This is a genomic window from Mycolicibacterium frederiksbergense (assembly GCF_012223425.1).
GTDB lineage: Bacteria > Actinomycetota > Actinomycetes > Mycobacteriales > Mycobacteriaceae > Mycobacterium > Mycobacterium frederiksbergense.
Genome location: NZ_CP038799.1, coordinates 2,922,611 through 2,947,980, shown reverse-complemented (window position 1 = coordinate 2,947,980; position 25,370 = coordinate 2,922,611). Strand labels below are relative to the sequence as shown.

Annotated in this window: 23 protein-coding genes, 1 tRNA gene, 1 other RNA gene and 2 pseudogenes; 20 read left to right on the top strand and 7 right to left on the bottom strand. The window is 66.6% G+C overall.

All coding sequences use genetic code 11. The features are described from left to right. Positions 1-22: 22 nt before the first annotated feature. Both EXE63_RS17195 and ffs read right to left on the bottom strand, forming a co-directional pair. The gene (locus tag EXE63_RS17195; RefSeq protein WP_168142942.1) at positions 23-1,318 is read right to left on the bottom strand and encodes an aspartate aminotransferase type Ic; all 1,296 of its coding nucleotides are present in this window, start codon (positions 1,316-1,318) and stop codon (positions 23-25) included. A gap of 72 nt (positions 1,319-1,390) precedes the next feature. Next, positions 1,391-1,485: signal recognition particle sRNA small type (gene ffs, locus EXE63_RS17190), an RNA gene on the bottom strand. A gap of 73 nt (positions 1,486-1,558) precedes the next feature. Between ffs and EXE63_RS17185 the strand changes: the two genes are divergently transcribed. The 5 genes from EXE63_RS17185 (at position 1,559) to EXE63_RS17165 (ending at position 5,224) form a co-directional block, all read left to right on the top strand. Beyond that, positions 1,559-1,644, top strand: a tRNA-Ser gene (locus EXE63_RS17185). A 72-nt stretch (positions 1,645-1,716) separates the two neighbouring features. After that, positions 1,717-2,472: a lipid uptake coordinator LucA gene (gene lucA, locus EXE63_RS17180; RefSeq protein ID WP_168142941.1), complete on the top strand. Its 756-nt coding sequence runs from the start codon at positions 1,717-1,719 to the stop codon at positions 2,470-2,472. Between the two features lie 83 nt (positions 2,473-2,555). Continuing rightward, on the top strand, positions 2,556-3,578 hold the full coding sequence (locus EXE63_RS17175; RefSeq protein ID WP_168142940.1) for a S1C family serine protease: 1,023 nt from the start codon (positions 2,556-2,558) through the stop codon (positions 3,576-3,578). Positions 3,579-4,335: 757 nt separating this feature from the next. Continuing rightward, positions 4,336-4,599, top strand: a complete 264-nt coding sequence (locus EXE63_RS17170; protein WP_168142939.1) for a hypothetical protein — start codon at positions 4,336-4,338, stop codon at positions 4,597-4,599. 55 nt (positions 4,600-4,654) lie between these two features. Beyond that, complete coding sequence (locus EXE63_RS17165; RefSeq protein ID WP_168142938.1) at positions 4,655-5,224, top strand: histidine phosphatase family protein; 570 nt, start codon at positions 4,655-4,657, stop codon at positions 5,222-5,224. A gap of 81 nt (positions 5,225-5,305) precedes the next feature. On the opposite strand, the gene ligD is transcribed toward EXE63_RS17165, so the two are convergent. Together ligD and EXE63_RS17155 are read right to left on the bottom strand one after the other, a co-directional pair. Further along, positions 5,306-6,349 (bottom strand): non-homologous end-joining DNA ligase, encoded by a 1,044-nt coding sequence (gene ligD / locus EXE63_RS17160; protein WP_168142937.1) that lies wholly within the window; start codon positions 6,347-6,349, stop codon positions 5,306-5,308. Next, positions 6,349-7,482, bottom strand: coding sequence for an ATP-dependent DNA ligase (locus EXE63_RS17155; RefSeq protein ID WP_436277752.1), 1,134 nt, complete (start codon positions 7,480-7,482; stop codon positions 6,349-6,351). The genes ligD and EXE63_RS17155 overlap by 1 nt, the downstream gene beginning before the upstream one ends. Between EXE63_RS17155 and EXE63_RS33610 the strand changes: the two are divergent. The 9 genes and pseudogenes from EXE63_RS33610 to EXE63_RS17115 all read left to right on the top strand — a co-directional run. Then, positions 7,454-7,546, top strand: a pseudogene (locus EXE63_RS33610) (hypothetical protein); the annotation flags it as partial. The gene EXE63_RS17155 and the pseudogene EXE63_RS33610 sit on opposite strands and share 29 nt — an antisense overlap. 294 nt (positions 7,547-7,840) lie before the next feature. Beyond that, complete coding sequence (locus EXE63_RS33005) at positions 7,841-8,518, top strand: tyrosine-type recombinase/integrase (protein WP_234904595.1); 678 nt, start codon at positions 7,841-7,843, stop codon at positions 8,516-8,518. Next, the gene (locus EXE63_RS17145) at positions 8,515-11,028 is read left to right on the top strand and encodes a tyrosine-type recombinase/integrase (protein ID WP_234904536.1); all 2,514 of its coding nucleotides are present in this window, start codon (positions 8,515-8,517) and stop codon (positions 11,026-11,028) included. Before EXE63_RS33005 ends, EXE63_RS17145 begins: the two co-directional genes overlap by 4 nt. A gap of 4 nt (positions 11,029-11,032) precedes the next feature. Then, a complete protein-coding gene (locus EXE63_RS17140; protein WP_168142935.1) occupies positions 11,033-12,106 on the top strand; it encodes an ATP-dependent DNA ligase in 1,074 nt (357 codons plus the stop codon). 111 nt (positions 12,107-12,217) lie between these two features. Continuing rightward, a complete protein-coding gene (locus tag EXE63_RS17135) occupies positions 12,218-12,601 on the top strand; it encodes an ArsR/SmtB family transcription factor (RefSeq protein WP_168142934.1) in 384 nt (127 codons plus the stop codon). Continuing rightward, positions 12,598-14,559: a heavy metal translocating P-type ATPase gene (locus EXE63_RS17130; RefSeq protein ID WP_168142933.1), complete on the top strand. Its 1,962-nt coding sequence runs from the start codon at positions 12,598-12,600 to the stop codon at positions 14,557-14,559. The genes EXE63_RS17135 and EXE63_RS17130 overlap by 4 nt, the downstream gene beginning before the upstream one ends. Before the next feature lie 399 nt (positions 14,560-14,958). Further along, positions 14,959-15,240 (top strand): SHOCT domain-containing protein, encoded by a 282-nt coding sequence (locus EXE63_RS17125; protein ID WP_168142932.1) that lies wholly within the window; start codon positions 14,959-14,961, stop codon positions 15,238-15,240. 63 nt (positions 15,241-15,303) lie between these two features. Beyond that, the gene (locus tag EXE63_RS17120; protein ID WP_168142931.1) at positions 15,304-15,687 is read left to right on the top strand and encodes a hypothetical protein; all 384 of its coding nucleotides are present in this window, start codon (positions 15,304-15,306) and stop codon (positions 15,685-15,687) included. Between the two features lie 169 nt (positions 15,688-15,856). Beyond that, positions 15,857-16,453, top strand: coding sequence for a hypothetical protein (locus EXE63_RS17115; RefSeq protein ID WP_168142930.1), 597 nt, complete (start codon positions 15,857-15,859; stop codon positions 16,451-16,453). Between the two features lie 171 nt (positions 16,454-16,624). Here the strand turns inward: EXE63_RS17115 and EXE63_RS33000 are convergent. Then, a pseudogene (locus EXE63_RS33000) lies at positions 16,625-16,741 on the bottom strand (ATP-dependent DNA ligase); the annotation flags it as partial. Positions 16,742-16,817: 76 nt separating this feature from the next. Between EXE63_RS33000 and EXE63_RS17105 the strand changes: the two are divergent. After that, positions 16,818-17,495, top strand: a complete 678-nt coding sequence (locus EXE63_RS17105) for an alpha/beta hydrolase (RefSeq protein ID WP_168142929.1) — start codon at positions 16,818-16,820, stop codon at positions 17,493-17,495. 30 nt (positions 17,496-17,525) lie between these two features. Beyond that, on the top strand, positions 17,526-18,599 hold the full coding sequence (locus EXE63_RS17100; RefSeq protein WP_168142928.1) for a threonine aldolase family protein: 1,074 nt from the start codon (positions 17,526-17,528) through the stop codon (positions 18,597-18,599). On the opposite strand, the gene EXE63_RS17095 is transcribed toward EXE63_RS17100, so the two are convergent. After that, positions 18,596-19,894 carry an aspartate aminotransferase family protein gene (locus EXE63_RS17095; protein ID WP_168142927.1) on the bottom strand — a complete coding sequence of 433 codons (1,299 nt, stop codon included), beginning with the start codon at positions 19,892-19,894 and terminating at the stop codon, positions 18,596-18,598. The two genes, EXE63_RS17100 and EXE63_RS17095, sit on opposite strands and share 4 nt — an antisense overlap. A 19-nt stretch (positions 19,895-19,913) precedes the next feature. Here EXE63_RS17095 and EXE63_RS17090 point away from each other — a divergent pair, with 19 nt between their 5' ends. After that, positions 19,914-20,984, top strand: a complete 1,071-nt coding sequence (locus EXE63_RS17090) for an ATP-dependent DNA ligase (protein ID WP_168142926.1) — start codon at positions 19,914-19,916, stop codon at positions 20,982-20,984. Positions 20,985-20,995: 11 nt separating this feature from the next. On the opposite strand, the gene EXE63_RS17085 is transcribed toward EXE63_RS17090, so the two are convergent. Beyond that, positions 20,996-21,997 (bottom strand): AraC family transcriptional regulator, encoded by a 1,002-nt coding sequence (locus EXE63_RS17085; RefSeq protein WP_168142925.1) that lies wholly within the window; start codon positions 21,995-21,997, stop codon positions 20,996-20,998. Between the two features lie 201 nt (positions 21,998-22,198). Between EXE63_RS17085 and EXE63_RS17080 the strand changes: the two genes are divergently transcribed. Genes EXE63_RS17080 through EXE63_RS17070 form a run of 3 tightly spaced genes read left to right on the top strand, consistent with a single transcriptional unit; the run spans position 22,199 to position 25,286 of the window. Continuing rightward, positions 22,199-24,559 carry an arylsulfatase gene (locus EXE63_RS17080; RefSeq protein ID WP_168145630.1) on the top strand — a complete coding sequence of 787 codons (2,361 nt, stop codon included), beginning with the start codon at positions 22,199-22,201 and terminating at the stop codon, positions 24,557-24,559. Positions 24,560-24,591: 32 nt separating this feature from the next. Next, the gene (locus tag EXE63_RS17075) at positions 24,592-24,972 is read left to right on the top strand and encodes a heme-binding protein (RefSeq protein ID WP_168142924.1); all 381 of its coding nucleotides are present in this window, start codon (positions 24,592-24,594) and stop codon (positions 24,970-24,972) included. Between the two features lie 35 nt (positions 24,973-25,007). Beyond that, on the top strand, positions 25,008-25,286 hold the full coding sequence (locus EXE63_RS17070) for a hypothetical protein (RefSeq protein ID WP_168145629.1): 279 nt from the start codon (positions 25,008-25,010) through the stop codon (positions 25,284-25,286). Positions 25,287-25,370: the final 84 nt, after the last annotated feature.

Sequence of the window (25,370 nt, the reverse complement as noted above, 5' to 3'; positions counted from 1 at the left end):
GCAGGGTACCGAGCGGGGGCGACTAATCACGAGCCAGCAGCGACTCGGTGGCCGCCAGCAGTGCACACGTCGAAAGACCATCGATGGCGGCACGCAGGTCGGACTCCGGCGGGAAGCTCGGCGCGATCCGGATGTTCTTGTCCTCCGGGTCTTTTCCGTACGGGAAGGCCGCACCGGCGGCGGTGACGGCGATTCCGGCGTCCTTGGCCAGCGCGATGGTGCGCCGCGCCGTACCTGGCCACACGTCCAGGCTGACGAAGTATCCGCCGTTGGGATCGGTCCATGACGCGATCTTGGAGGCGTCCAGGCGGTCGGCCAGGATCTCGGCGACCAGCGCAAACTTGGGCGCCAGCAGGTCCCGGTGGCGCTGCATGTGCCGCCGGACGCCATCGGCATCACCGAAGAAACGCAGATGGCGCAGCTGGTTGACCTTGTCCGGGCCGATCGACTTCTTGCCGGCGTGCTTGAGGTACCAGGCGATATTGTCCGCCGAGGCCCCGAAGAAACTCACCCCGGCACCGGCGAAGGTCATCTTCGAGGTGGACGCGAACACCAGCGGCCGGTTGGGGTGGCCCGCGTCCGCGGCGATGGTGAGCACGTCGATCGGATCGACGAAGTCGGATGTGATGGTGTGCACCGCGTAGGCGTTGTCCCAGAACAACCGGAAGTCCGAGGCCGCGGTGCGCATCTGCAACAGCCGGGTGACCGTCTCCGGGGAATAGGTCGTGCCGGTCGGATTCGAGTACACCGGCACGCACCACATGCCCCGGACCGCCGGATCGGCGGCGACCAGTTCCTCGATGAGGTCCACATCGGGGCCGTCCTCGCGCAGCGGCACCGGCATCATCTCGATACCGAAGCTCTCGGTGATGGCGAAGTGCCGGTCATAACCCGGCGACGGGCAGAGGAATTTCACGCCCGGCTCCTGCGACCACGGCCGCGGAGAATCGACACCGCCGTGCAGCAGGGAGAACACCACCGCGTCGTGCATGAACTCCAGGCTGGCGTTGTTACCGGCGATCAGATTCTGCACCGGGATGTCCAGCAGCTCACCGAAGATCGAACGCAGTTCGGGCAGACCGTGCAGGCCACCGTAGTTGCGGGTGTCGGTACCGTCGGCGTCCCGGTAGGCATCGCTGCCCGGCAGGTCGAGCAGACCGTTGGACAGGTCCAACTGCGCCGCCGACGGCTTCCCCCGGGTCAGGTCGAGAGTGAGACCTTTGGCCTGCAGCTCGGTGTAGCTGCGCTGCAGCAGCTCGTGCTGGGCCGTCAGCTCGTCGCGGCTCAGTGACTCGAACGACGAGGACTCAAACGACACGGCGGACCTTTCACGCGAAGCCGCGAACACGGGTTTCACAGGAAAATCGGAAAAGCGGGTTGCTTCCACAACGTAAGGGGACCCCGCGCACCCGCCAGAGCCCATTGACCCTTGCTGCCTTCCGGCCCTGGGGGAGTTCACAGGATGGACGCCGCGCGGGGTCCGAGTGCCGAGTGTAGTACCCCGCCTCGTTGCGGAGGGTGGTCGGGCGTCTCCCCGCGGTCGGCTACCATGGCCGACGGAGGATTCGCCTAGTGGCCTATGGCGCTCGCCTGGAACGCGGGTTGGGTTAATAGCCCTCAGGGGTTCAAATCCCCTATCCTCCGCAGTTGGTCCGGGGCGTGACCGAAGATCGATCTGGTCGCGCCCCGGGACCACAAACTCGTTCTAGGAGGAGTATGCGGCGCGGTATCGCATCGCTGTGGCACGCGTCATCGCTGGTACTCGCCGGGGTTCTGTTCTTCCTCTTTGTGCTTCCACGCTGGTTCGAGCTGACCGGACAGTGGCCGGGCACCCTGGGCACCGCGCTGCGCATCGTGTGCGGCGTGCTGGTAGGTCTGACGGCGCTCCCGGTGGTGCTGACCCTGGCGCGTACCCGCAAACCCGAGCTCGGCACGCCGGCTCTGGCGCTGTCGCTGCGGGTCTGGTCGATCGTCGGACATATCGCGGCCGGGGTGCTGATCACGGGTGCCGCCATCAGCGAGATCTGGCTGGATCTGGACACCGCCGGCCAGTGGCTGTTCGGCATCTACGGCGCCGCAGCCGCGATCGCCCTGCTCGCCGCCTTCGCGTTCTATCTGGCCTTCGTGGCCGAGTTGCCGCCGCCGCCGCCCAAGCCGCTCAAGGTGAAGGCCGAGAAGCAGAGCCGGCGTGGACGCGGCGCGGACGCCTCGTCGACCACCGACGAACCTGCCGACGAGACCACAGACGAGCCTGCCGAGGACACCTCGGAGGCCACCGAAGGTCCCGATTCCGACGAATCCGACGAATCCGATTCTGCGGAGCCCGCCGATACCTCGGACGAGCCCGAGTCGACCGAGGCTGCCGAACCGGTCGAGGAAACCGCCTCTGAAGAGGGCAAATTGCGCAATCGCCGACCGTCGGGGAAGTCCCGCCGGGGCCGCACGCGCGGTGGCATCGCCACCGAGGATTGACGTTCCCGGCGTCAATTACGTCGACAGTTCGCCCACTCACAGTCACTATTGAGGGGAAACCTCTGGCGCTCGGAAGGCGGCGAATGCGCAAGGTCCACTCGCGGCGGTGGCTCACCGCCCTGGTCTCCGCCACTGCTGCCGTCCTGCTGGTCTCCCCTGTCACTGCGCTCGCCGAGCCGGCTGACCTGTCCTGGGCCGCCGATCAGGTCGAGCCGTCCGTGGTCCGCCTGGACACCGTCGTCGACTACCAGCGCGTGATGGGTACCGGCACCGGTTTCGTGATCGACGGCGGCGGTCAGGTGCTGACCAACTACCACGTCGTTCAGGGCGCCGATGTGATCACCGCCGTGGTGGGCGGGCGCTCCTTCGGCGCCGATATCGTCGGGTTCGACCGTGGGCGCGACATCTCGGTGTTGCAGTTGCGTGGGGCCGGCGGGTTGCCGCCCGCTGCACTGGGCGATTCCAACGGAATCGTGATCGGCGAGCCCGTCATCGCCATCGGCAACGCCAGGGGGAGCAACAGTCCGCTGACCCGCGAATCCGGCACGGTCACCGCGCTGGGCCGCACGATCAGCGCCGAGGACGAGCTCACCGGCGCCAAGTCTCAGATGACCGGACTGTTCGAGATCGCCGCACCCGTGCGGGCAGGTGACTCCGGCGGCCCCGTGGTCAACGGCGCCGGGCAGGTCATCGGCGTGACGACCGCGGCGACCGTGAACTTCCGGACCGACCCCGGTGGTGAGGGTTTTGTCATCCCGATCAACGACGCGATGGCGATCGCCAATCAGATCCGGTCGCGCACACCCTCGGACACCGTGCACATCGGCCCCCCGACGCTGCTGGGAGTCGGGGTCAGCAGCGCCGAACAGCACGAGGCCTTCCCCGGCGTGCTCGTGCGCGAGGTGTTGCCTGGCGGCCCGGCCGAGATGGCCGGACTCGCCAATGGTGACGTGATCCTGACCATCGACGAGACCCCGATCGAGTCTGCCGCCGATCTCACCCAGGTATTGGACCGGCATTACCCGGGCGATGTCATCGGGTTGACGTGGATTGATCGCGCGGGCCAGCAACGCACCGGCAAAGCCGCACTCACACCCGGCCCCTAAGCTTTGCTGAGCGATCGCTCAACACCGAAAGACCCGCCCGGAGGGGCCGCCACACGTCGCCGCGGAACTTCGCCAAATTCCCGCCCAGGGGTTGCGTTGCCGCACACGGCGTTGCTCGATCCGGTGTCGGCGACCTTGTGGCCGGCCTTACATTGCGGCACAAATGAGGTTCCGGACACTATCCGGCGAAATGGCGGCTCCCACCGATTCCGGTGAAGGCGGTCACGGGGCCGCCCGGGGCCGGTCATCGGCGCACCGATTCCGGACGCGCCCCGTGTACGGCATCCCGCCGCACCGACTCCCCACGGATGCGCGCGGGTCGTGGCCGGTGCAGCTGTTCGCTTCGCGACCGGATCCTGGGTGAGACAACGCATTTCGAGTCCAATATGCACCGGAGACGAGAACGCACGCGCAGGCCCTCACGGCACCGGACCGGGCCGGTTCCGACGGACCGAAGAACCGGCCCACAGCACCGGCCTGAACCGGACCGCCGCAATCCCGAAACTCGCGCAGAACCGTTGCCGGCACCCCCCGCCCTACCGTCTTCAACGACTTGGCCCTGGCCAACTTCCGGGTTGGGCTGGCAACCGACTGTGAGGTTGCTGGAGGGACGATTAGGTCTTTGACCAGGCAAATGTCGGCAAACTCGGGGTCGCGTGGGGCTTCCGCCATGATCAGGTGGAGGTTACATTTAGCTGAACATCGCGCCCAGGCTTGTGCATCACACGCCCCGCTGCCGATGAAGTGGGGAGACACCGTGGTCCAGACAGCAGTCATCGCGTACCTGATCGGGTGGGTGGCGAGCGCCGCCATCGTCTACGTGGCGAGTCGCCGTCTCAACGATCCCCGCAACCCGGCTCCGCACATCCTGATCCTCAGCGCCGTGGCCGGCGCCCTGTGGCCGATGCTGCTGCTCGGAGCCGTCGAGTTCAGCTCTCTGGTGGCGTGTTCGAACGCCGCCTCGCATCTGAAGGTCGACGGTCCCGAACTCGTCGGCGCGGGCGTCGTGCCGCTGCGCTGAACCGCCTCACTCGGCGATCCGGTTACCTGGGCATCCCAGTGCTCGCACTCGCTTCGTGAACTCGTCCGTCGACAGGGTGTACCTGGCCCGCCACGGCCAGACCGCGCTCAACGCCGAAGGGCGTCTGCGGGGGCTCAGCGACCCTCCCCTCAACGCTGTCGGCGCCGCCGAAGCCGAGCGCCTCGGGGCTGTCCTGGCCGCGAAACACCCCACCCGGATTCTCTCGAGCCCTCTGCAACGGGCGGTGGCGACCGCCGCCGCAATCGCCCGTGCCGCCGGCATCACTGCTACTGCCGACGAACGAATCAACGACCGCGACTACGGCCCGTGGACCGGCGCGGTGAAAGCCGACGTCATCGCGGAGTTCGACAGCGTCGACGCGGCGCCGGGCGTCGAGACGCTCGATGCCCTTTCTGCTCGCGTCTGTGCGGCGTTCACCGAGATCGTCGAGACTCCCGGCTCCGGTCCGTTGGTTCTTGTCTCGCATGACGCCGTCAATCGTGCCCTGATCGCCGTACTGGATGCCCGACTCACCGAAGTCGGGCAACGCACGGCCTGCTGGAACCAACTGAGTCGTGTCGGCGGCGTATGGCGCGTCGACCTCTACGACCAGAAGCCGGGTTGACGCGCGGCCTCCGCGTTTCGGTTCGTCTGTCATGGAACGACTTTGGTGTCAGGTCCGACGACGGGACCGGGCGCACTCAGGTCACACCGGATTGCCCTCCGCGTCCCAGTGCGCGGCGACCTTCTTGCTCGGCTGCACGCGCGGCGGCTCGCCCGGCATTTTCGGATAGCTGGGCGGGTACGGCAGATCGCCCAGCCCGCGCTCCTCGTCCGCCCGCACCATGTCCAGTAGCAAATCGATCGACTGCGCGGTGTCGTCGATCCCCGCCCACGGATCGGGCCGACCGGCAACGAAATCCGGCACCGTGGCGATCGTGTAGTCATCGGGGTCGGCGCCGCGCAACTCGTCCCACGTCAACGGCGTCGACACCGTCGCGATCGGCGTCTTGCGGGCCGAGTACGCCGATGCGAACGTGCGGTCCCGGGCATTCTGGTTGTAGTCGATGAACAACCGTTCGCCCCGCTCCTCCTTCCACCACGACGTCGTCACGGATTCGGGTACCCGCCGCTCGACCTCGCGGGCCAGCGCAATGCCGGCGCGGCGCACCGCGATGAAGTCCCAGTCGGTGGCGATCCGCAAGAAGACGTGGACGCCGCGACCGCCCGAGGTTTTCGGATAGCCCACCAGGCCGAGCTCGTCGAGCAGCGGTTTGAGCACGTCCACGGCGACCTCGGCGGCCTCCTTGAACCCGGTGCCCGGCTGCGGGTCGAGGTCGATGCGCAACTCGTCGGGATGCTCGGTGTCCGGGCAACGGACCTGCCACGGGTGCAGCGTCACAGAACCCATCTGGGCAGCCCAGGCAATGGCGGCCGGATGGGTGATCTTGAGCGCGTCTGCGGTGCGGCCCGACGGGAAGGTGACCGTGCAGGTCTGCAGATAGTCGGGATGCTTCTGCGGAACCCGCTTCTGGTAGATCTCCTCGCCGTCGATGCCGTCGGGGAAACGTTGCAGATGAACCGGCCTGTCCCGCAACAGGTTCACCATCGGACCAGCGACCGAGAGGTAGTAGTCGAACAACGCACCCTTGGTGCCCTTGGTGCCGAGTGCCGGGAAGTACGGCTTGTCGCGGTTGGTCAACCGCACGGCCACACCGTCGACGTCGACCTCTTCGGCCTTGCTGGCCATCAGTTCTTCTCCAGGACGTCGGACAGGTCGTAATTCATTGGCACGTCGAGTTGGGCGAACGTGCAACTGTGTGGTTCGCGGTCGGGCCGCCAGCGCAGGAACTTCACCGCATGCCGGAATCGCCGGCCATGTTGGCTGTTGCCTTCCATCTGGTCATAGGCCACCTCGCATACCCGTTCGGGTCGCACCGGGATCCAGCGCTTGTCGGCCGCGGAGTTCCACCGGCTCGGTTCGCCGTCGTTCACCTGATCACCTTCGCGTAGCGGTTCGAGGTCGGCCAGCAACGACAGCCGGGCCTTGGCGGTGAAAGATGCTGCGCCGCCGACCATCTGAAGCTCGCCGTCCTCGCGGTACAGGCCGAGCAGGATCGAACCGATACCCTCACCGCTCTTGTGGATGCGGTAGCCGATCGCCACGCAGTCCGCATCGCGGTGATGCTTGACCTTCACCATCTCCCGCTTGCCCGGCAGATACGACCCGTCGAGCCGCTTGGCGATCACACCGTCGAGGCCGGCGCCCTCGAACTCCTCCAGCCACTGCTCGCCGAGAGCGGGGTCCTCGGTGGTGCGGGTGACGTGGCACCACTGCGTTTCGTGCACGGATTCGATCAACGCCTGCCGGCGGATCCGGAACGATTCGCCGAGCAGCGACCGATCACCGGTGGCGAGCGCGTCGAACCCGATGAAATGCGCCGGGGTCTCCTTGGCGAGCTTGGTGATCCGGCTCTCGGCGGGGTGGATCCGCTGGCTCAGTGACTCCCAGTCCAGCCGGGTCCGGCCGGAGATCTCCCGCGGGACCACGATCTCGCCGTCCAGCACGCACCGCGGGTCCAACTCGTCGCGGACCGCCTCGATGACCTCTGGAAAGTACCGGCCCAGGTCCTTGCCGCTGCGGGACAGCAGCACGACATCGTCGTCGTCACGGAAGACCAGCGCCCGTCTAGTTGACTGAACTTCGGCGAGCCTTCCGATGGAGTGGCTGCGGCGGGCGGAGGATCCGGCTATGGGCGAGGTGGGTCGGGTGGAGTCGGCGCCGAGCGGGTTGCCGTGGCGGGTGATCTTCCCCGATGCCGAGCATCCCGGGGCGACGTCATACCTTCGCGAACTGGCGGCGTCTGATTGCAGTCCACTCACAGTTCGAAGTTACGCGTTCGACCTTCTGCGGTGGTTCCGTTTCCTGCATGACCGCCTGATCAGTTGGGAGCGAGCCGAGCGCGTAGATGTCCGCGCGTTCGTCGAGCACTTGCGGGCGGCGCCCAATCCGCAACGTCTTCGCCGACGACCGGATGGGCCGCCACCGGGGTCGGTGAACGCAGTGACCGGCAAGGCGGAGTTGTCCGGCAAGTACGCCCCCCGCACCATCAACCATCAGCTGTCAGTCTTATTCGGGTTTTATGACCACGCCTGTGCCGCCGATCTGGGTCCGCTGGTGAATCCCGTTCCTGCACAACGTGCTAGGCAAGGTGGCCGACCGCATGCGCACCACAACCCGATGGAAGACTTCGCTATCTTTCGGCGCGCCAACTACCGGCAGAAGACCCCACGGCCGGTGTGGCGGGCGATCCCCGATGACGCCGCCGCAGCGCTGTTCAACGCGTTGCGCAGCCACCGCGATCGAGCGTTAGTGAGTTTCTATCTGTCCTCGGGTGTGCGGGCATCGGAGCTGCTCGGTTTGCGTCACGGTGATCTGGATGCCGGCCGCTACACAATCACGGTCACCAGCAAGGGCAGCCGCATGCGGGAGACCGTTCCGGCCTCAGTGGACTCATTCGTATGGCTGGCGCTGTATTTGGCTGGACGCCCGCCGATCGAGCCGGGTGGTCCGGTGTGGTGGACCCGACGCTCTCAGCCGGCACCGCTGAACTACCACGCAATGCGCGCGGTGCTGCGCCGCGCCAACGCCAGCTTGGGCGCGAACTGGTCGTTGCACGACTTCCGCCACACCGCCGCCGCGCGGATGCTGGCCGACCCCGCGTTCACGCTGGTCGACGTGCAAACCGTCCTGCGGCATGCCAGCGTGACGACCACTCAGATCTACACCCAGCCTCGTCTGGAAGATCTGATTGGGAAGGTCTTGGAGCATCACGCCCGGCCGAAAGTGGACATGACAACGATCGAACCGGCCTACGACGCCGCAGCGGTCCGAGAACTGTTGGGGCTGCCGAATTGAGCGCTGAGGACACCCGGTCACCGCAACGCCGGCAAGCCGCCGCGACGCGGCGGGCGATGAGCCCACAGGTCCAGCTGCTGTCACGGCCTGATTCACCGCATCTACAAGCGATCCCGGCAGACAGCCGGTTCGGCCCCGCCGGCCTGGCTCGGCCCCTGTGGGGCTACGACGCCAACCACGCGCCCCCACCGCTGCCAGAGGACGCCCGCGGTGCTGAAATGCAGTCGCTGACCATCACAGAGTTGTGCGATGTCGTGGCCGAGCACCACCGGACGCTGCCACCCCAGCAACTTCAGCCGATGATTCGGGGTACGCGGGCCGTGCTGGGCACCCTGGCCCAGTATCCGGGGCAAACGTGGGAGGAGCGGTGGCTGGCCAGCGGTTACGACGCCGCTCCGCGCACCTGGTTCGTGCATGATGCATTGCCGCACTACGATCACTGGTCACCCACGCTCAAGGCCGTCAATGCATTACTGCGGGTACGCGCACTTCGGCCGTCCTACAGTTGGCTGCTGGATTCCAAGCAGCGGGTGACCCTCGGCAGGTTCCTCGACAGCAACGGCGGGCCGGACTTGGAACGGTTGCGTACGCTGCCCGCCTACCGGGACGCGGTGCCCAAATACCAGGACGACGCCGAAAAGGCATTGGCGCGGGTGATGATCCGCACCGGGAAGAACATCGGACAACTGTGCGGCGACGATCTGCTGTTCTACGCCGACGTGGTGCGCACCTCGGGACGACAGCGCCGCGAACACCTCATCTGGGAGCTGCTGGTCGCCCTGGGCCCCTTGGCCGAGGAGGCGCCTACGCTGCGGGCGACGTGGTCGGCGCGAGGCAACACACGCCAACACAGCGCCGCGACGCTAGTCGATCGATACGGCATCCCCGCCTCAGGAGTGCGCGACCTCCTCGTGGGCTACCTCGAGGAGCTACAGCCCAACATGGACTACAGCTCGCTGGAGGGACTTGCCTACCGCCTGGCCCGATTGTTCTGGTGGGAGATCCTGCAGATCAACCCGGACCAAAAGGACCTGGCGATCTCGGCCGAGGTGGTGACGGCATGGCGGGAACGGTTGGCGATGACCCTCGACGGCCGCCCGCGACGCGAAGTGCATTCAATCCTGTTCGCCATCCGCGGCATGTACCGCGACCTGGCCGAGTGGTCGCACGACGACCCCGTCCGCTGGGGTGTCTGGGTCGCGCCGTGCCCAGTACCGCGGGCGCTCAGTCGCGCGGCGGCCAAGCAGAAACGCCGCCAGAAGGCCTCCATGCAGGATCGCACCCGCATGCTCACCCCACTGCTGCCGGCACTCCTGGCTGCGGCTACAGCGCATAAGGACCGCACCGCAACGCTTCTGCAGCGCGCCCTGGCTTGCACGCACGACCAGGAGTTCGTCGTTGCCGGCTCCACGTTTCTGCGGCACTGTCCACCGCTACGGCGCGACGGCGACGCCCGCGCCCGGATTTGGGCGCACCTGGCACCCGGACAGCAGCGGCCGGGATGGATCCGAGGCAGTGCCGAGCGCATCGACGTAACCGCGCTCGAAGAGGAGGGCTTCTGGGGTTGGGCGCTCGTGGAGACACTGCGTCACACCGGCATTCGCATCGAGGAACTTCTTGAACTGACCCAATTATCGCTGCGGCACTACACCGCCTCCACCACCGCCACGCTGGTGCCCTTGCTCCACATCGTGCCGTCCAAGACCGATTGCGAGCGGCTGATCCCGATGACTCCGGAACTGGTCGGAGTGCTGTTGGAGGTTTTGCGCCGCGCCAAGGCCGGCAAGGATCACGTGCCGCTGTCGATCGCCTACGACACCAACGACAAGGTCCACAGCGAACCGTTCCCGCACCTGTTCGCACGCCCTCTGGGTACCCGTCACGAAGTGCTGGGACGGCACTACGTGCGCCAGATTCTGGTCCACCTCGCCACGATCGCCGGGCTCACCGATGCCGGTCGACCGGTGCACTTCACCCCGCACGACTTCCGCCGACTGTTCGCCACCGATGCCGTCAACAACGGTCTGCCGCTGCACATCGCCGCAGCGCTACTCGGACATCTCAACCTCGACACCACCCGCGGCTACACCGCCGTGTTCCCCGAGCAGATCGTCACCGCCCATCAGGCGTTCATCGAACGTCGCCGCCAACTGCGCCCATTCGAGGAGGCGACAGTCGCCGACGACGACGAATGGGCCGATTTCGAAGAGCACTTCCTACTGCGCCGCGTTGCCCTCGGCGAGTGCCACCGCCCCTACGGCACACCCTGCGTCCACGAACACGCGTGTACCCGATGCCGGTTCCTGCGCGTCGACCCCGCCCAGTTGGGCCGCATCAACGAGATGACCGAGAACGCCGAGCAGCGCCTCGTCGAAGCAAAGGACCGAGCATGGCTCGGCGAGGTCGCCGCCCTCGAAGAAAGCATCAAGCATCTGCGCGTCCGCCAATCCGAGGCCCAGCAACGACTTTCACACGGCGGCAACCCGGTCGCCGAGCAGAGACCACAATGAGACGATGAAGCTTCCCGTCATGCCGCCGGTCTCGCCAATGCTGGCCAAGTCGGTGCCGACAATCCCCTCTGGTGCCTCCTATGAACCGAAGTGGGACGGCTTCCGATCGATCTGCTTCCGCGACGGCGACGAAGTCGAACTGGGTAGCCGCAACGAGCGGCCCCTGACACGGTACTTCCCCGAACTGGTCGACGCCGTCACCGCCGAGCTGCCCGAGCGTTGCGTGATCGACGGCGAGATCATCATCGCCACCAACCACGAGCTGGATTTCGAGGCGCTCCAACAACGCATCCACCCCGCCGATTCGCGAGTGCGGATGCTCGCCAAGCAGACCCCTGCGTCCTTCGTAGCGTTCGATCTACTCGCCTTGGGCGACGATGACTACACCGGAAAACCGTTCACCGAGCGGCGCGCCGCACTCGTCACGGCGTTGGCCGACTCCGGGCCCTCGGTTCACGTCACTCCTGCGACGACGGATCTCACGATGGCGCATCGGTGGTTCGAGGAGTTCGAGGGGGCGGGTCTCGATGGCGTCGTGGCCAAGCCCTTGACGGTCACCTATCAACCCGACAAGCGGGTCATGTTCAAGATCAAGCACCAGCGGACCGCCGACTGCGTCGTCGCCGGTTACCGGGTGCACAAGTCCAGCCAGGACGCGATCGGCTCCCTGCTGCTCGGGCTCTACACCGACGACGGCACCCTTGCCTCGGTCGGCGTGATCGGCGCGTTCCCCATGACCAAGCGGCGACAGCTGTTCACCGAAATGCAGCCACTGATAACCGCATTCGATGACCATCCGTGGAACTGGGCCGCCCACGAAGCCGGTGAACGCACCCCCCGCAAGAACGAAAGCTCCCGCTGGAACGCCGGCAAGGATCTCTCGTTCGTGCCGCTGCGACCCGAGCGGGTGGTCGAGGTCCGCTACGACCACATGGAAGGGCAACGGTTCCGCCACACCGCCCAATTCAACCGCTGGCGGCCCGACCGCGACCCACGCTCGTGCACCTACGCCCAACTCGAACAGCCAGTTGTCTTCCGGCTCGACGACATCATCCCCGGCCTCGGCTCAAGGGCCTAAGACGCCGTCGCGCCGTCGGCATGGACTCTGCAGCGACTTTGTTTTTGACATCGGACGAGTGAGCCCAGCGACCCCTGGCGATTGATAGGCGCTTGCGGTTATCATCGTTGAATGGCGATGACAACAGGAGGGGCTACTTCCCCATCGGCCGCGGATCTGGCGCCGGCGGCAGCGCTGTTTCGCGGCCTATCGGATCCCACCCGGTTGGCGATCCTGCAGCGCCTCACCGAAGGGGAGGCCCGGGTGGTGGATCTGACCAGGGTGTTGGGCACGGCGCAGTCGACTGTGTCGGCGCATCTGGCCTGCCTACGCGAGTGCGGCCTGGCCACCGGGCGCCCGGAAGGCCGGCAGATGTTCTACTCCCTGACTCGCCCAGAGCTGATGGATCTGCTCGCGTCGGCGGAATCGCTGCTGGCCGCGACCGGCAACCAGGTGGTGCTGTGCCCTGTCTACGGAGGCGATGCGACGAAGAAAGCGACGGTGACCAAGAAATGAGTGACACCTGCGGTTGCGGCGGCGACGAGGCCGACGTCAGCGGGCAGTCCGAGGAGCAGGCCGAATCCCTGTGGCAGGTTCGGGAACTGCAGTTCGCGGCCGTCGCGGGCGTGTTCCTGCTGGCCGGGTTGATCGCCGGCGGGGCAGGTGCGCCGCCGACGGTCGTGCTCACGTTGGAAGCGGTCGCCTTGGTTGTCGGCGCCTATACCTTTGTGCCGTCCACGCTCAAGCGTCTGGCCAGAGGCAGAATCGGGGTGGGCACGTTGATGACCATCGCCGCTGTGGGCGCGGTGCTCCTCGGCGAAGTCGGCGAAGCCGCGATGCTGGCGTTCCTGTTCTCGATCAGCGAGGGTTTGGAAGAGTATTCGCTGGCCCGCACCCGTCGCGGACTGCGCGCCCTGCTGTCGCTGGTGCCTGATCAGGCTACTGTTCTGCGCGACGACACCGAGCTGGTCGTGTCCTCAAGTGAATTGCATGTCGGCGACCGAATGCTGGTCAAGCCCGGCGAGCGGATCGCCACCGACGGCATCATCCGCGACGGTCGCACCGCGCTGGATGTCTCGGCCATCACTGGTGAGTCGGTGCCCGTAGAAGCCGAACCGGGCCACGAGGTGTTCGCTGGCTCGATCAACGGCACCGGCGTGCTGCAGGTCGAGGTCACCACCACCTCCGAGGACAACTCGCTGGCCCGCATCGTGAAGATCGTGGAGGTCGAACAGTCTCGCAAGGGCGCCTCCCAGCGATTGGCCGACCGCATCGCCAAGCCGCTGGTGCCCGGGGTGATGATCGCCGCGGCCCTGATTGCAGTGATCGGCAGCCTGCTCGGCGACCCTGCGGTGTGGATCGAACGTGCCCTGGTGGTACTGGTCGCGGCCTCGCCGTGCGCGTTGGCGATCTCGGTGCCCGTGACCGTGGTCGCCGCGATCGGTGCGGCCAGCAAGCTCGGTGCGCTGGTCAAGGGTGGGGCCGCGCTGGAGGCCCTCGGTGCGGTGCGCGGCGTCGCCCTCGACAAGACCGGCACCCTGACCGCCAACCGGCCCGCTGTCATCGAGGTGGCCACCACCCACGGCGCCACTCGCGAGCAGGTGCTCGATCTGGCCGCAGCGCTGGAAGCGCGCAGTGAACACCCGCTGGCCGCGGCGATCCTGGCCGCCGTCGACGAGGTCACCCCAGCTACTGACGTGCAGGCGGTGACCGGCGCTGGGCTCACCGGCCGCCGCGACGGCAACACGATCCGCCTGGGCCGCCCCGGGTGGCTCGATGCGGGCGCGTTGGCTGACGACGTGGTACGGATGCAGCGGGCCGGCGCCACCGCCGTGCTCGTCGAAGACGACGGCCAAACAGTCGGCGCGATCGCCGTGCGCGACGAACTGCGTCCCGAGGCGGCCGAGGTCGTCGCCCAGCTGCGCCGCGACGGCTATCACATCGCGATGCTCACCGGCGACAATCACACCACCGCCGCCGCGCTCGCCAAAGACGTCGGTATCGACGACGTACACGCCGAGCTACGCCCCGAGGACAAGGCGCGCCTCATCGAAGAACTGCGTGTTCAGCGCAACACAGCCATGGTCGGCGACGGGATCAACGATGCCCCCGCACTGGCCACCGCCGACCTCGGTATCGCGATGGGGGCGATGGGCACCGACGTAGCCATCGAGACCGCCGATGTGGCGTTGATGGGCGAAGACCTCCGCCACCTGCCGCAGGCATTCAGCCACGCCCGTCGCGCCCGGCGGATCATGCTGCAGAACGTCGGCCTTTCACTTGCGTTGATCACCGTGTTGATACCGCTGGCGCTGCTCGGTGTGCTCGGTCTGGCCGCCGTCGTGCTGGTACACGAGCTTGCCGAGGTCGTCGTCATCGCCAACGGGGTGCGCGCCGGCCGCGCCAAGCCCCTGTCCCTTGCGCCGACCGACCGAGCCGCGACAGCCCACGCAGCAGCGGCGGCGTCCTCATGATCCCGGGAGTTGTCCGATGATCTCCGGGTACCTGCGCCTGTCGCCGGGAAGCGATCCGGCTGTGGCTGCGGCGCCACCCGACACCCGACGGCTCATCAAGCGCATACCCGCGGGCCGCGAGATCGCCGTGACCCATGGACGGACAAGCCTTCGTGGGGCCAGCCCCGGAACCGGGCTTGATATACCTATGGGGGTATCGCAGAATGGGTACCGAACCGGGAAGCAGGGGAAGATGATCGTCGGGCACTACCGCTTCATGGAGACAGGCACTTCGCTGGTTTCCGCGCGCGGTTGTGGGCATGTTGAGGCACATCTGCCCTACCGTCGGGAACCCCTTCATTACATCGTGTTCTCTGGTGAGACATTTCCCGGCCAGTCAAGTGAAAGGGGTTTGCAGCCATGATGTACGGCACAGACGGCTGCATGTGGGGCGGTTGGGGATGGGGCGGCTGGATCCTCATGGGCGCGGTGATGGTGCTCTTGTCGGCCGTCCTGATCACCGCGGTCGTGCTGGCCGTCCGGTATCTCGCCGGTAGCGATACCCAGCGCAACCGTGCGGATTCAGTGGCCTCGCCACGGCCCGAAGGTGTTCTGGCCCAACGGTTTGCGCGCGGCGACATCGACGAGGATGAGTTTCGGCGGCGACTGACGCTGCTGCGCGAACACCAGGAATCGCGATGACTCAAGTGTCCCGGGCTCACCGTCGGCCGATAGCGCGGTGCCAGTCCACCGAGGACCTCAAAATTGGATGCGACGAAGGAGATTGGAAGCATGACCGATACACCTGAATCAACGAGCGAACGAATCGCCGTGGCCGGAGAGCGTAGAGGGGTGAACCACGCCTTGGCGTGGAGTGGCATCGCCGCCGCCGCGGTGTTCATCGTTGCGGTGGTGTTCTTTTCCGGGTTCTTCATCGGCAGAGCCACCGACGGTTTCGGCGGTAATCGGGGGCACTGTCAAGGAACGCCCGGCATGATGGGACCCGGCATGATGGGACCCGGCATGATGGGCCCGGGCATGATGGGCCCGCAGGGCTCGTGGTCACCGGGGAACATGGGACCATCAGGCCCCTGGAGTCCCGGCCAGTCACAGCCGCCGGCAACCACGCCGACCACACCGCGTCCGTAGCGCGCGTAAACCCATTCACGCTGCAGCAGGCGCAGTTCAGACTGTCTCGCGAGTCGCCCACCGTCGGGCACGATGCCGCCAACGCCCAGAACGGGAGCAACTCGCACCACGCGTTCGCCGACAACAAATTCCCACGGCACATGTCGAGCACGAGAAGGGATCATCGGAGATGAACGGAATGAGCAGGCGAGCGGCGTTGAGAATGCTCGCCACCGGTGGGGCCCTCTTCGGCCTGGGGTACGTCTTGCGCAACATTATCGACATACCGGTCAGCCGTGCCCAACCCGGGATGGGTGGCGCGACCGGAATGGATATGCGCGCCTACATGAACATGTTCATGCGGCATACCGAGCTTCGACGCAGGGTCGAAGAGATTCCCGGAGGGGTGCGCACCACCACCGAATCTGACTCCGCCGACCTCGTCGCCGAACTGCAAGCCCACGTCTCATCGATGTATACCCACCTCGATCAAGGCAGTGAAGTCACCTGCATGAGTTCAAGCCTGCCCACCCTGTTCCGCCGCGCCGCCGATTATCAACGTCAGATCACGCTCACACCCAGCGGTGTGGTCGTCGTCGAGACCTCCGCCGACCCCGAAGTGACCAACGCCATTCGCGAACACGCCCGCGAAGTCACCGGATTCGTCGTCGAAGGAATGCCGGCGATGATGAGCGGAATGATGGACGGCGGGATGATGGCACCTGGCAGGGGTCACGGAATGATGGGTCCCGGCATGGGTCACGGAATGATGGGACCAAGCCGCTGAACCGAAGCCGACACCCACCAGACGGACCCCGCCCACAGGCGCTGGTAGTCGCCGCAGCACGGCGCTGCACGGTGACTCACGGCACGACAGGCATGTCCACGCCGGCCTGTGTAGCGATCGTGCGAGACAACCTACCTGCGGCTCCCCTTAACCTTGACAAGTCCAGTGAAGGAACCCGTCCCACTTGGGCTCGAAGGACCAGACACCGTCGTCGGTTGGCACCTTCGTGGCCGCCTTGGCCAGCATCGGCTCCAGCGGGGGCTGCACGGGTAATCCCATGGTTTCCATACTCACGTAGACCCGGGTACCCCCACAATGTCATCGCGGCACCCGGTCGGCGGACCGATATGGCACCGTCGTTGGCGTGACCAACTTCTTGCTGATACCCGGCGGGGGCTCCGATCCGTCGTACTGGCAGTTCGTGGTGAGCGAGCTGGCCGAGCGTCGGCATCGCGGCATCCCCATCGACCTGCCCTGCGAGGACGACTCTGCCGATCTGCGTGCCTACGTCGAGGCGGTCGTCGCACAGAACCCCGCCGACGGCACGCGGCCCGTCGTCGTCGCGCACTCGCTGGGCGGGTTCACCGGCCCGCTAGCCTGCCGACGGCTCGACGCAGCTGCCCTGGTCTACCTGTCGGGGATGATCCCCTGTCCCGGTGAGCGGCCCGACGAGTGGTGGGCGGCCACCGGATGCGCCGAGGCCCAACGAGAGGCGGCCGCGGCGGGTGGCTACGACGTCGACGATGTGAACGCCTTGTTCTACAACGACGTCGACCCCTCGGTGGTCGCCGGTGTCGTGGAGCGGGATCAGTCGGACACTCCGATGATCGCCCCGTGGCCGGGCGACGCCTTGCCGGAGCTGCCGACACGGTTCGTGCTGCTCCGCGACGACCGGTTCTTCCCCGAGCCATTCATGCGCAGGGTCGTGGCGCAGCGCCTAGCCGTCGAACCTGACGTGATGCCCGGTGGCCATATGGCGATGCTGTCGCACCCCGCCGAGCTCGCAGATCTCCTGGTGGCCGCCATCCCGCCGACTGGCTGATCCGTCGCGGCGACTGGCACGATCGAACCCGTGCCCGTTCCCACACTCCACGATCCCGACCGCCGCGGCTTCGCGAGCGACAACTACGCCGGCGTGCACCCGGAGGCGCTCGCCGCGATCGCGGCCGCCAACGGTGGTCACGAGATCGCCTACGGCGAGGACGCGTACACCGCGCGCCTGCGCGAGGTCATCCGTACCCATTTCGGCGCGGCCGCGCAGACGTTTCCCGTCTTCAACGGCACCGGAGCCAATGTCGTTGGGCTGACCAGCATGCTGCCGCGCTGGGGTGCCGTCATCGCCGCGTCGACCGCGCACATCAACACCGACGAGGCCGGAGCCCCGGAGCGGGTGATGGGCCTCAAACTGCTCACCGTGCCCACCCCGGACGGCAAGCTGACACCCGAATTGGTGGACCGCGAGGCCTACGGCTGGGGTGACGAGCACCGGGCCCAGCCGCTGGCCGTCAGCATCACCCAGACCACCGAACTCGGCACGCTGTACACCCCCGCTGAAATTCGCGCGATCGCCGATCTCGCCCACTCCCATGGCATGGCACTGCACCTGGACGGGGCGCGGCTGTGGAATGCGGCCGCTGCGCTGGATGTGCCGTTCGGTGCTTTCACCACCGACGCCGGGGTCGATGTGCTCAGCCTCGGCGGCACCAAGAACGGTCTGCTCGGCGCCGAGGCCGTCGTGGTGCTGGACCCTTCGCACGCTGACGGGCTTGTCTATCTGCGCAAGCTGACGATGCAGCTGGCCAGCAAGATGCGCTTCGCCTCGGCCCAATTGCTCAGCCTGTTCGACGACGATCTGGGTCTGCGCAGCGCACGGCACGCCAATGCGATGACCCGGCGCCTACGTACAGCGTTGGAGGCCGGGCTGGCCGACGGATCGCTGGCCGGACTGGCGTTCAGCCAACCCAGCCCCGCCAACGCGATCTTCGCGACGCTGCCCACTGCCGTCGCGGACCGAATCCGCGAGCGGGTCCGGTTCTACGACTGGGACCGGTCGCGCGGCGAGGTGCGCTGGATGACGGCGTGGGACACCACGCCGGAGGACGTCGACAATTTCGTCGCCGTGATCGGCGAGGAACTAAGGCGTTAACCGAGCACGCTGCCCAGCGCGTCGTCGAGGATGTCGAGGCCCTCGTGGAGTTCGGACTCCGCGATGGTCAGCGGCGGGGCGATCCGGAAGATGCCGCCCATCCCCGGCAACTGCACGATGTTCATGTGCAGCCCGCGTTTCAGGCAGGCCGCGGTGACCTCGGCGCCGAGTGCATCCGCCGGTGCCTTGGTGGTCTTGTCGGCCACCAACTCCAGCCCCTGCAACAGCCCGCGGCCGCGGATGTCGCCCACCTGCTCGTAGCGCTCGCGCAGCCGGGCCAAACCGGCGCCGAGCGTCCTACCCAGCCGAGCGGCCCGCTCCACGAGTCCGTCACGTTCGACCACCGTCAGTACCGTCAGTGCCACCGCCGCGGCCAGCGGATCGGACACGTGGGTGGTGAAGAACAGGAAACCCCGTTCATGGCAGACCTGTTCGACCTCCGCGGTGGTCGCCACGGCCGCGACGGGCAGTCCGGCACCGAGGGTCTTGGACAGCGTCAACAGGTCGGGCACCACGCCGTCGCGCTGGAAGGCATACATCGTCCCGGTGCGCCCGACACCGGTCTGCGCCTCATCGAAGATCAGCAGCATGCCGCGTTCGGCGCACAGTTCGGCGAGCCTGCGCAGGTAGCCCGGCGGCGGCTCGATGATCCCGCCCGAGGACAGGATCGGCTCGACCAGGCAGGCCGCCAGGCTGCCCGACGACTGCGCATCGACCATTGCGAACCCGTAGTCGAGTTCGGTTGCCCAGTCATAGCTTCCGTCGGTGTGCCGGAACGGCGACCGGTACGCGTTGGGAGTGGGCAGCGTCAGATTCCCGGGCAGCGGCGGGCCGTACCCGCGCCGACCGGCGCTGAAGGTCGCCGAGGCCGCACCCGAGGTCATACCGTGCCAGGACCGGTCGAAGGACACCACTTCGTAGCGGCCGGTGTACAGCTTTGCCATCTTGATGGCCGCTTCGTTGGATTCGGCGCCGGTGGTCAGCAGCAGCACCTTCTGCAGCGATGCGGGCAGGGTGGCGGCCAGGGCACGCGCGAACTCGATCACAGGCACGCTCAGCATGCCGCTGTAGAGGTGATCCAGGGTGGCCATCGATTCGTTGACGGTGGCCACCACATCGGGATGCGAGTGCCCGAGCACCGAGCTCATCTGGCCCGAGGTGAAGTCGAGCAGCGCCGCGCCATCCTGGTCGAAGACGTGACTTCCTTTGGCGGAGGTGATGATCCGCGGCACGAACGATGCACCGTAGCGCACCAGGTGACGATCGGCCGCGGCCCAGAAATGCTCTGCATCCATGGGTCTATCTTGGACCACGATGAGACTGCCCGTCCTGCCTCCGGTACTGCCGATGCTGTCGAAATCGGTGCAGGAGATCCCGCCCGGTGCGTCCTACGAACCCAAGTGGGACGGCTTCCGATCGATCCTGTTCCGCGACGGTGCTGAGGTCGAGCTGGGCAGCCGCAATGTCCGGCCGTTGACCCGCTACTTCCCCGAGCTCGTCGACGCGGCCCGCGTAGAAATCCCCGCCCGCTGCGTCATCGACGGTGAGATCGTGATTGCGACCGGCAGCGGCCTCGATTTCGAGGCGCTGCAACTGCGTCTGCATCCGGCCGCATCGCGGGTGGCGAAACTGGCGGCCGAGACACCGGCCGCCTTCATCGCCTTCGATCTGCTCGCGCTCGGCGACATCGACTACACCTCGCGACCGTTCCTGCAGCGCCGGGCGGCACTCGTCGCGGCACTGCACGGATGTGGCCCCACCTTTCACGTCACCCCGGCGACCACGGATCCCGGCACCGCGCAGCGCTGGTTCTCCGAGTTCGAGGGCGCCGGGCTGGACGGGGTGATCGCCAAACCGCTCGATGGCACCTACCAGCCCGACAAACGGGCAATGTTCAAGATCAAGCATGCCCGCACCGCCGACTGCGTGGTGGCCGGCTATCGGCTGCACAAGTCTGGCGACGATGCGGTCGGATCGCTCATGCTCGGGCTCTACGCCGACGACGGGTCGCTGGCTTCGGTCGGCGTCATCGGCGCGTTCACGATGGCTCGTCGCCGCGAACTTTTCGCCGAATTACAGCAACTGATCACGACTTTCGATGATCATCCGTGGAACTGGGCGGCGCAGGTGGCGGCCGATCCATCGATGCGCCGCACCACCAATTCGCGATGGAACCCCGACAAGAGCCTGTCGTTCGTGCCGTTGCGCCCGGAGCGCGTGGTCGAGGTCCGCTATGACCACATGGAGGGGAGGCGCTTCAGGCACACCGCCCAGTTCAACCGGTGGCGCCCCGATCGCGAGCCGCGCTCGTGCACGTACGCCCAACTCGAACGGCCGGTGACGTTCCGGCTCGGCGACATCATCGGCGGCCTCAGTCCGCCGTGACACGAGCGGCGCTAGCTGCGGCGGCTTCTGCGGAGGGTGCTCGGTGTGGTGCCGAACCAGCGTTTGCACGACCTGGTGAGCACGCTCTGTTCGGCGTAGCCGATGTGGTGACAGATCTGTTGCATGCTCAGGTCGGTGTCGAGCAGGAGCCGATGGGCGATCTCGCGGCGGGTCTGATCAACCAACTCGGCGAATGTGGTGTGCTCATCGGCCAGTCGACGCTGCAGTGTTTTGGGATGGAGACCGAAATGGCGCGCGGCAATCTCGGCGGTCAGATTTCCGGTGGGCAGCAGCTGACGGATGACGCTGCGCAGGGCGTTTGCCAGGCCGCGGGTACGGTGACTGAGCGTCGCCGAAAGATACCGCAGCGCAAGCTGGTGGGCCAGCGGGTCATGGCTCACCGGTCGTCGCAGATCGGTGATTCGCAAGGTGAATCCGGCGACCGGATCGTTGAAATGCGCTGGACAGCCGAAGTAGCGCCGGTAGTCCGTTCTGGTACCGAGCGCGGGATGGGGCAGGTGCGCCGCGACGGGCCGGTAAGTGGTGCCGAGGAACAAGTGCAGGACCCGCAGCGTGACTCCGAGGGCAAGTTCGACGGCCTGCGCCTGCGGAGGCGCAGGGGTGAGCAGGAAGTCGTATTCGAACCTTGCAAGGGCGGGATCGGTGTGCGCGCTGATGCGGGTTGAGATGCCGGGGCTGTAGCTACCCATATAGGTGTCGAGGATGGCGAACGCGTCTCCGACGGTGGCCGCGGTGCGGGCCGCGACGCCGACCGGACCGAGGATGTCGATGTTCTGACGAGTCGCCAACTGGCGACCGAAATCGGCCACATTGAGCACGGTGGCTGCATCCTCCACGACCGCGATCGCACTGCGCAGTGAGATGTACCGATCGCGCTGCCCGATGTCATCCGGGTCGAGGTCGTCCAGCTCCAGAACAGCGGCCGGGTTGCCACCGAGGTCGGCAACCAACTGGATCAAACCGGTCAGCGACGAGCCCCGGATCAACTGCATGTCCAGAAGAGTCAAGAAGTAGTCCAGCAATGTCAAGACGGAATGGCTCGACCCCAACAAGGATGGTCGGGCGAGCGTCCATCACCAGACGTACAGGATCAACACCCCAAGAGGAGACACAGTGCCGAAGTGCGTGGCGGCTTGGCCGCAGATGGTCGTCAGTAACGAAATCTGGAGCTACCGATGGTGAGCGAACGAGAAATGGTCAACAGAACGCATCTGCCGATTCCGAGTAAGACCCGTACCGGGTTGATCACCTACGACGCGAAGGATCCGGATAGCGCGTTCCCTCCGATCGAGCCGTTGCGGCCACCGGCGGGGGCGCCGAATGTGCTGTTGATCCTGCTCGACGATGTGGGTTTCGGCGCGTCGAGCGCGTTTGGTGGTCCCTGTCAGACACCGGTCGCCGAACGGCTGGCCGCGGGTGGCCTGAAATACAATCGCTTCCACACCACCGCACTATGCTCGCCGACCCGGCAGGCGCTGCTGACCGGTCGTAACCATCATTCGACGGGCATGGGCGGAATCACCGAGATCGCCACCGGCGCACCCGGTTACAGCTCAGTACTGCCCAACACGATGTCGCCGGTCGCACGAACGCTGAAGCTCAACGGATACAACACCGCCCAGTTCGGCAAGTGCCACGAGGTGCCGGTGTGGCAGACCAGCCCGGTCGGTCCGTTCGACGCGTGGCCGTCGGCAGGCGGAGGTTTCGAGTACTTCTATGGGTTCATCGGCGGCGAGGCGAACCAGTGGTACCCCAGCCTGTATGAGGGCACCACACCGGTGGAGGTCGACCGCACCCCCGAAGAGGGCTACCACTTCATGGAAGACATGACCGACAAGGCGATCGCCTGGATCGGCCAGCAGAAGGCGCTGGCCCCCGACACACCCTTCTTCACGTATTTCGCGCCTGGGGCCACCCATGCCCCGCACCACGTGCCCCAAGAGTGGGCCGACAAGTACAAGGGCCGCTTCGATGACGGCTGGGACAAGCTGCGGGAGCGGACTTTCGACCGGCAGAAGGAACTCGGCGTGATTCCGCCGGACTGCGAGCTCACCGCACGGCATCCCGAGATCCCAGGGTGGGAGGACATGCCCGAGGAGCTCAAACCAGTGCTGCGCCGTCAGATGGAGGTCTATGCCGGCTTCTTGGAGTACACCGACCACCACGTGGGCCGGTTGGTCGACAGCCTCGAGCGCCTCGGCGTGCTGGACGACACCCTGGTGTTCTACATCGTCGGCGACAACGGCGCCTCCGCGGAGGGCACCCTCAACGGCACCTACAACGAGATGCTGAATTTCAACGGCATGGCCGCGATCGAGACGCCGGAGTTCCTCACCAGCAAGATCAACGATCTCGGGGGCCCGGACTCCTACAACCACTACGCAGTCGGCTGGGCGCACGCGATGGACACCCCGTATCAATGGACCAAGCAGGTGGCCTCGCACTGGGGCGGGACCCGCAACGGCACGATCGTGCACTGGCCCAGCGCCATCACCGCCACCGGCGAGGTGCGCGGTCAGTTCCACCATGTGATCGACATTGCCCCGACGATCCTGGAGGCGGCCGGGATACCAGAGCCGGTGTTCGTCAACGGCATCCAGCAGCACCCGATCGAAGGGGTGAGCATGGCCTACTCCTTCAACGACGGCCAAGCGCCCGACCGGCACGAAACGCAGTACTTCGAGATGTTCGGCAACCGCGGGATCTACCACAAGGGCTGGACCGCGGTGACCAAGCACAAGACGCCCTGGCTGCTGATGGGCGAACAGACGGTCGCCTTCGACGACGACGTGTGGGAGCTGTATGACACCAACCAGGATTGGAGCCAGGCCAAGGATCTGGCCAAGGAGATGCCAGAAAAATTGCACGAACTGCAACGGTTGTGGTTGATCGAGGCCACCCGTTACAACGTGCTGCCCCTCGACGACGACACCGCGCGGCGGTTGAACTCCGACCTGGCCGGGCGGCCCCAACTCATCACGGGCAACACCCAGGTGCTGTTCTCCGGGATGGGCCGGTTGTCGGAGAACTGCGTCCTCAACGTCAAGAACAAATCGCACTCGGTGACCGCCGAGATTGTGGTGCCCGACGTCGGCGCCGAAGGGGTGATCGTGGCTCAGGGCGCCAGCATCGGCGGCTGGAGTCTGTACGCCGCGGGCGGCAAGCTCAAGTACTGCTACAACCTCGGCGGGATCACCCACTTCTACGCCGAATCCACCGAGGCGCTGCCCGCGGGTGAGCATCAGGTGCGCATGGAGTTCGCTTACGCCGGTGGGGGTCTGGGCAAGGGAGGCGATGTCACGCTCTACGTCGACGGCCAGAAAGCCGGCGAAGGGCGCGTCGAGGCCACCCTGGCCAACGTGTTCTCCGCCGACGACGGCTGCGACGTCGGGGTGGACACCGGCTCCCCCGTCTCACCCGACTACCCACCGGGCCGCAACGCGTTCAACGGTCGTGTCAAGGGCGTGCAGCTGGCCATTGCCGACGCCGCAGAGGCGGAGAATCATCTCGTCTCACCAGCAGATGCGATCCGGATCGCGCTGGCCCGCCAATGACCCCGACCCGAACCGACGAGAGGAAATCACCGATGAGGCTGACACTGAACCGGCTCAGGGGTGCCGGTGCGTTCGCGCTTACCGCCGGCGCTCTTCTCGGTGGCGCCGCCGCCCAAGCGGAGCCACCCGCCGAGCCGCCGCCCCCACCCCATTGTTCTGCCGCCGATCTGGCCGGCATCGCCTCGGGAGTCGCCGCCTCGACGTCGGCGTATCTTTTCACCCATCCTGAACTGAACGCCTTCTTCACCGACCTGCACGGTCAACCCCAGGACGAGGTGCCCGAGTCCACCAGGGTCTACTTCGACGCCCATCCTCAGGAGCACGCAGAGCTGAGGGGCATCCGCCAGCCGTTGGTCGATTTCCGCACCCGCTGCGGCTACAACGCACCCAATCCCCCTGGAGGACAGCAGTAGTGAACAGCACGAGTAGGTCGATCCGGGCCCGCCTCATGGCGGTCGCGTTCGCGTTCCTGACGCTGCCCGGCGTGATCGTGTTGGCCGCGCCCGCCGGGACGGCCCTTGCCGACGTGTGTGCCAGCGCCGGGCGCCGGATCTCCGTGGGTGGATGCGTCAACATCGCCGACGCAGTGGCCCCCTACGTGCCGCCCCCGGCGTACTACGCCCCGCTGCCCGAAGACCCGCCACCGCCTCCGCCGCCGCCTGGTTCGAACGTCACCGGCTGCATCGGTTACAACGGGCGATGGGTCAGCGCGGGCGGCTGTAACTGACACCGCCCCACAGGGCGGATAAATCGCTTGACCTCAACCATGGTTGATGTTGAAGGCTGGGTGCACAACGACGAGGAGGCACCC

Excerpts from the sequence above, each read along its gene's own strand:
- EXE63_RS17070 (WP_168145629.1), top strand. The coding sequence starts at position 25,008 with ATGGCGGTCGCGTTCGCGTTCCTGACGCTGCCCGGCGTGATCGTGTTG.
- EXE63_RS17090 (WP_168142926.1), top strand. The coding sequence starts at position 19,914 with ATGAGACTGCCCGTCCTGCCTCCGGTACTGCCGATGCTGTCGAAATCG.
- EXE63_RS33005 (WP_234904595.1), top strand. The coding sequence starts at position 7,841 with ATGGAAGACTTCGCTATCTTTCGGCGCGCCAACTACCGGCAGAAGACC.
- lucA (WP_168142941.1), top strand. The coding sequence starts at position 1,717 with ATGCGGCGCGGTATCGCATCGCTGTGGCACGCGTCATCGCTGGTACTC.
- EXE63_RS17115 (WP_168142930.1), top strand. The coding sequence starts at position 15,857 with ATGAACGGAATGAGCAGGCGAGCGGCGTTGAGAATGCTCGCCACCGGT.
- EXE63_RS17085 (WP_168142925.1), bottom strand. The coding sequence starts at position 21,997 with ATGCAGTTGATCCGGGGCTCGTCGCTGACCGGTTTGATCCAGTTGGTT.
- EXE63_RS17095 (WP_168142927.1), bottom strand. The coding sequence starts at position 19,894 with ATGGATGCAGAGCATTTCTGGGCCGCGGCCGATCGTCACCTGGTGCGC.
- EXE63_RS17125 (WP_168142932.1), top strand. The coding sequence starts at position 14,959 with ATGATGTACGGCACAGACGGCTGCATGTGGGGCGGTTGGGGATGGGGC.
- EXE63_RS17175 (WP_168142940.1), top strand. The coding sequence starts at position 2,556 with ATGCGCAAGGTCCACTCGCGGCGGTGGCTCACCGCCCTGGTCTCCGCC.
- EXE63_RS17075 (WP_168142924.1), top strand. The coding sequence starts at position 24,592 with ATGAGGCTGACACTGAACCGGCTCAGGGGTGCCGGTGCGTTCGCGCTT.
- EXE63_RS17140 (WP_168142935.1), top strand. The coding sequence starts at position 11,033 with ATGAAGCTTCCCGTCATGCCGCCGGTCTCGCCAATGCTGGCCAAGTCG.
- EXE63_RS17130 (WP_168142933.1), top strand. The coding sequence starts at position 12,598 with ATGAGTGACACCTGCGGTTGCGGCGGCGACGAGGCCGACGTCAGCGGG.
- EXE63_RS17135 (WP_168142934.1), top strand. The coding sequence starts at position 12,218 with ATGGCGATGACAACAGGAGGGGCTACTTCCCCATCGGCCGCGGATCTG.
- ligD (WP_168142937.1), bottom strand. The coding sequence starts at position 6,349 with ATGGCCAGCAAGGCCGAAGAGGTCGACGTCGACGGTGTGGCCGTGCGG.
- EXE63_RS17080 (WP_168145630.1), top strand. The coding sequence starts at position 22,199 with ATGGTCAACAGAACGCATCTGCCGATTCCGAGTAAGACCCGTACCGGG.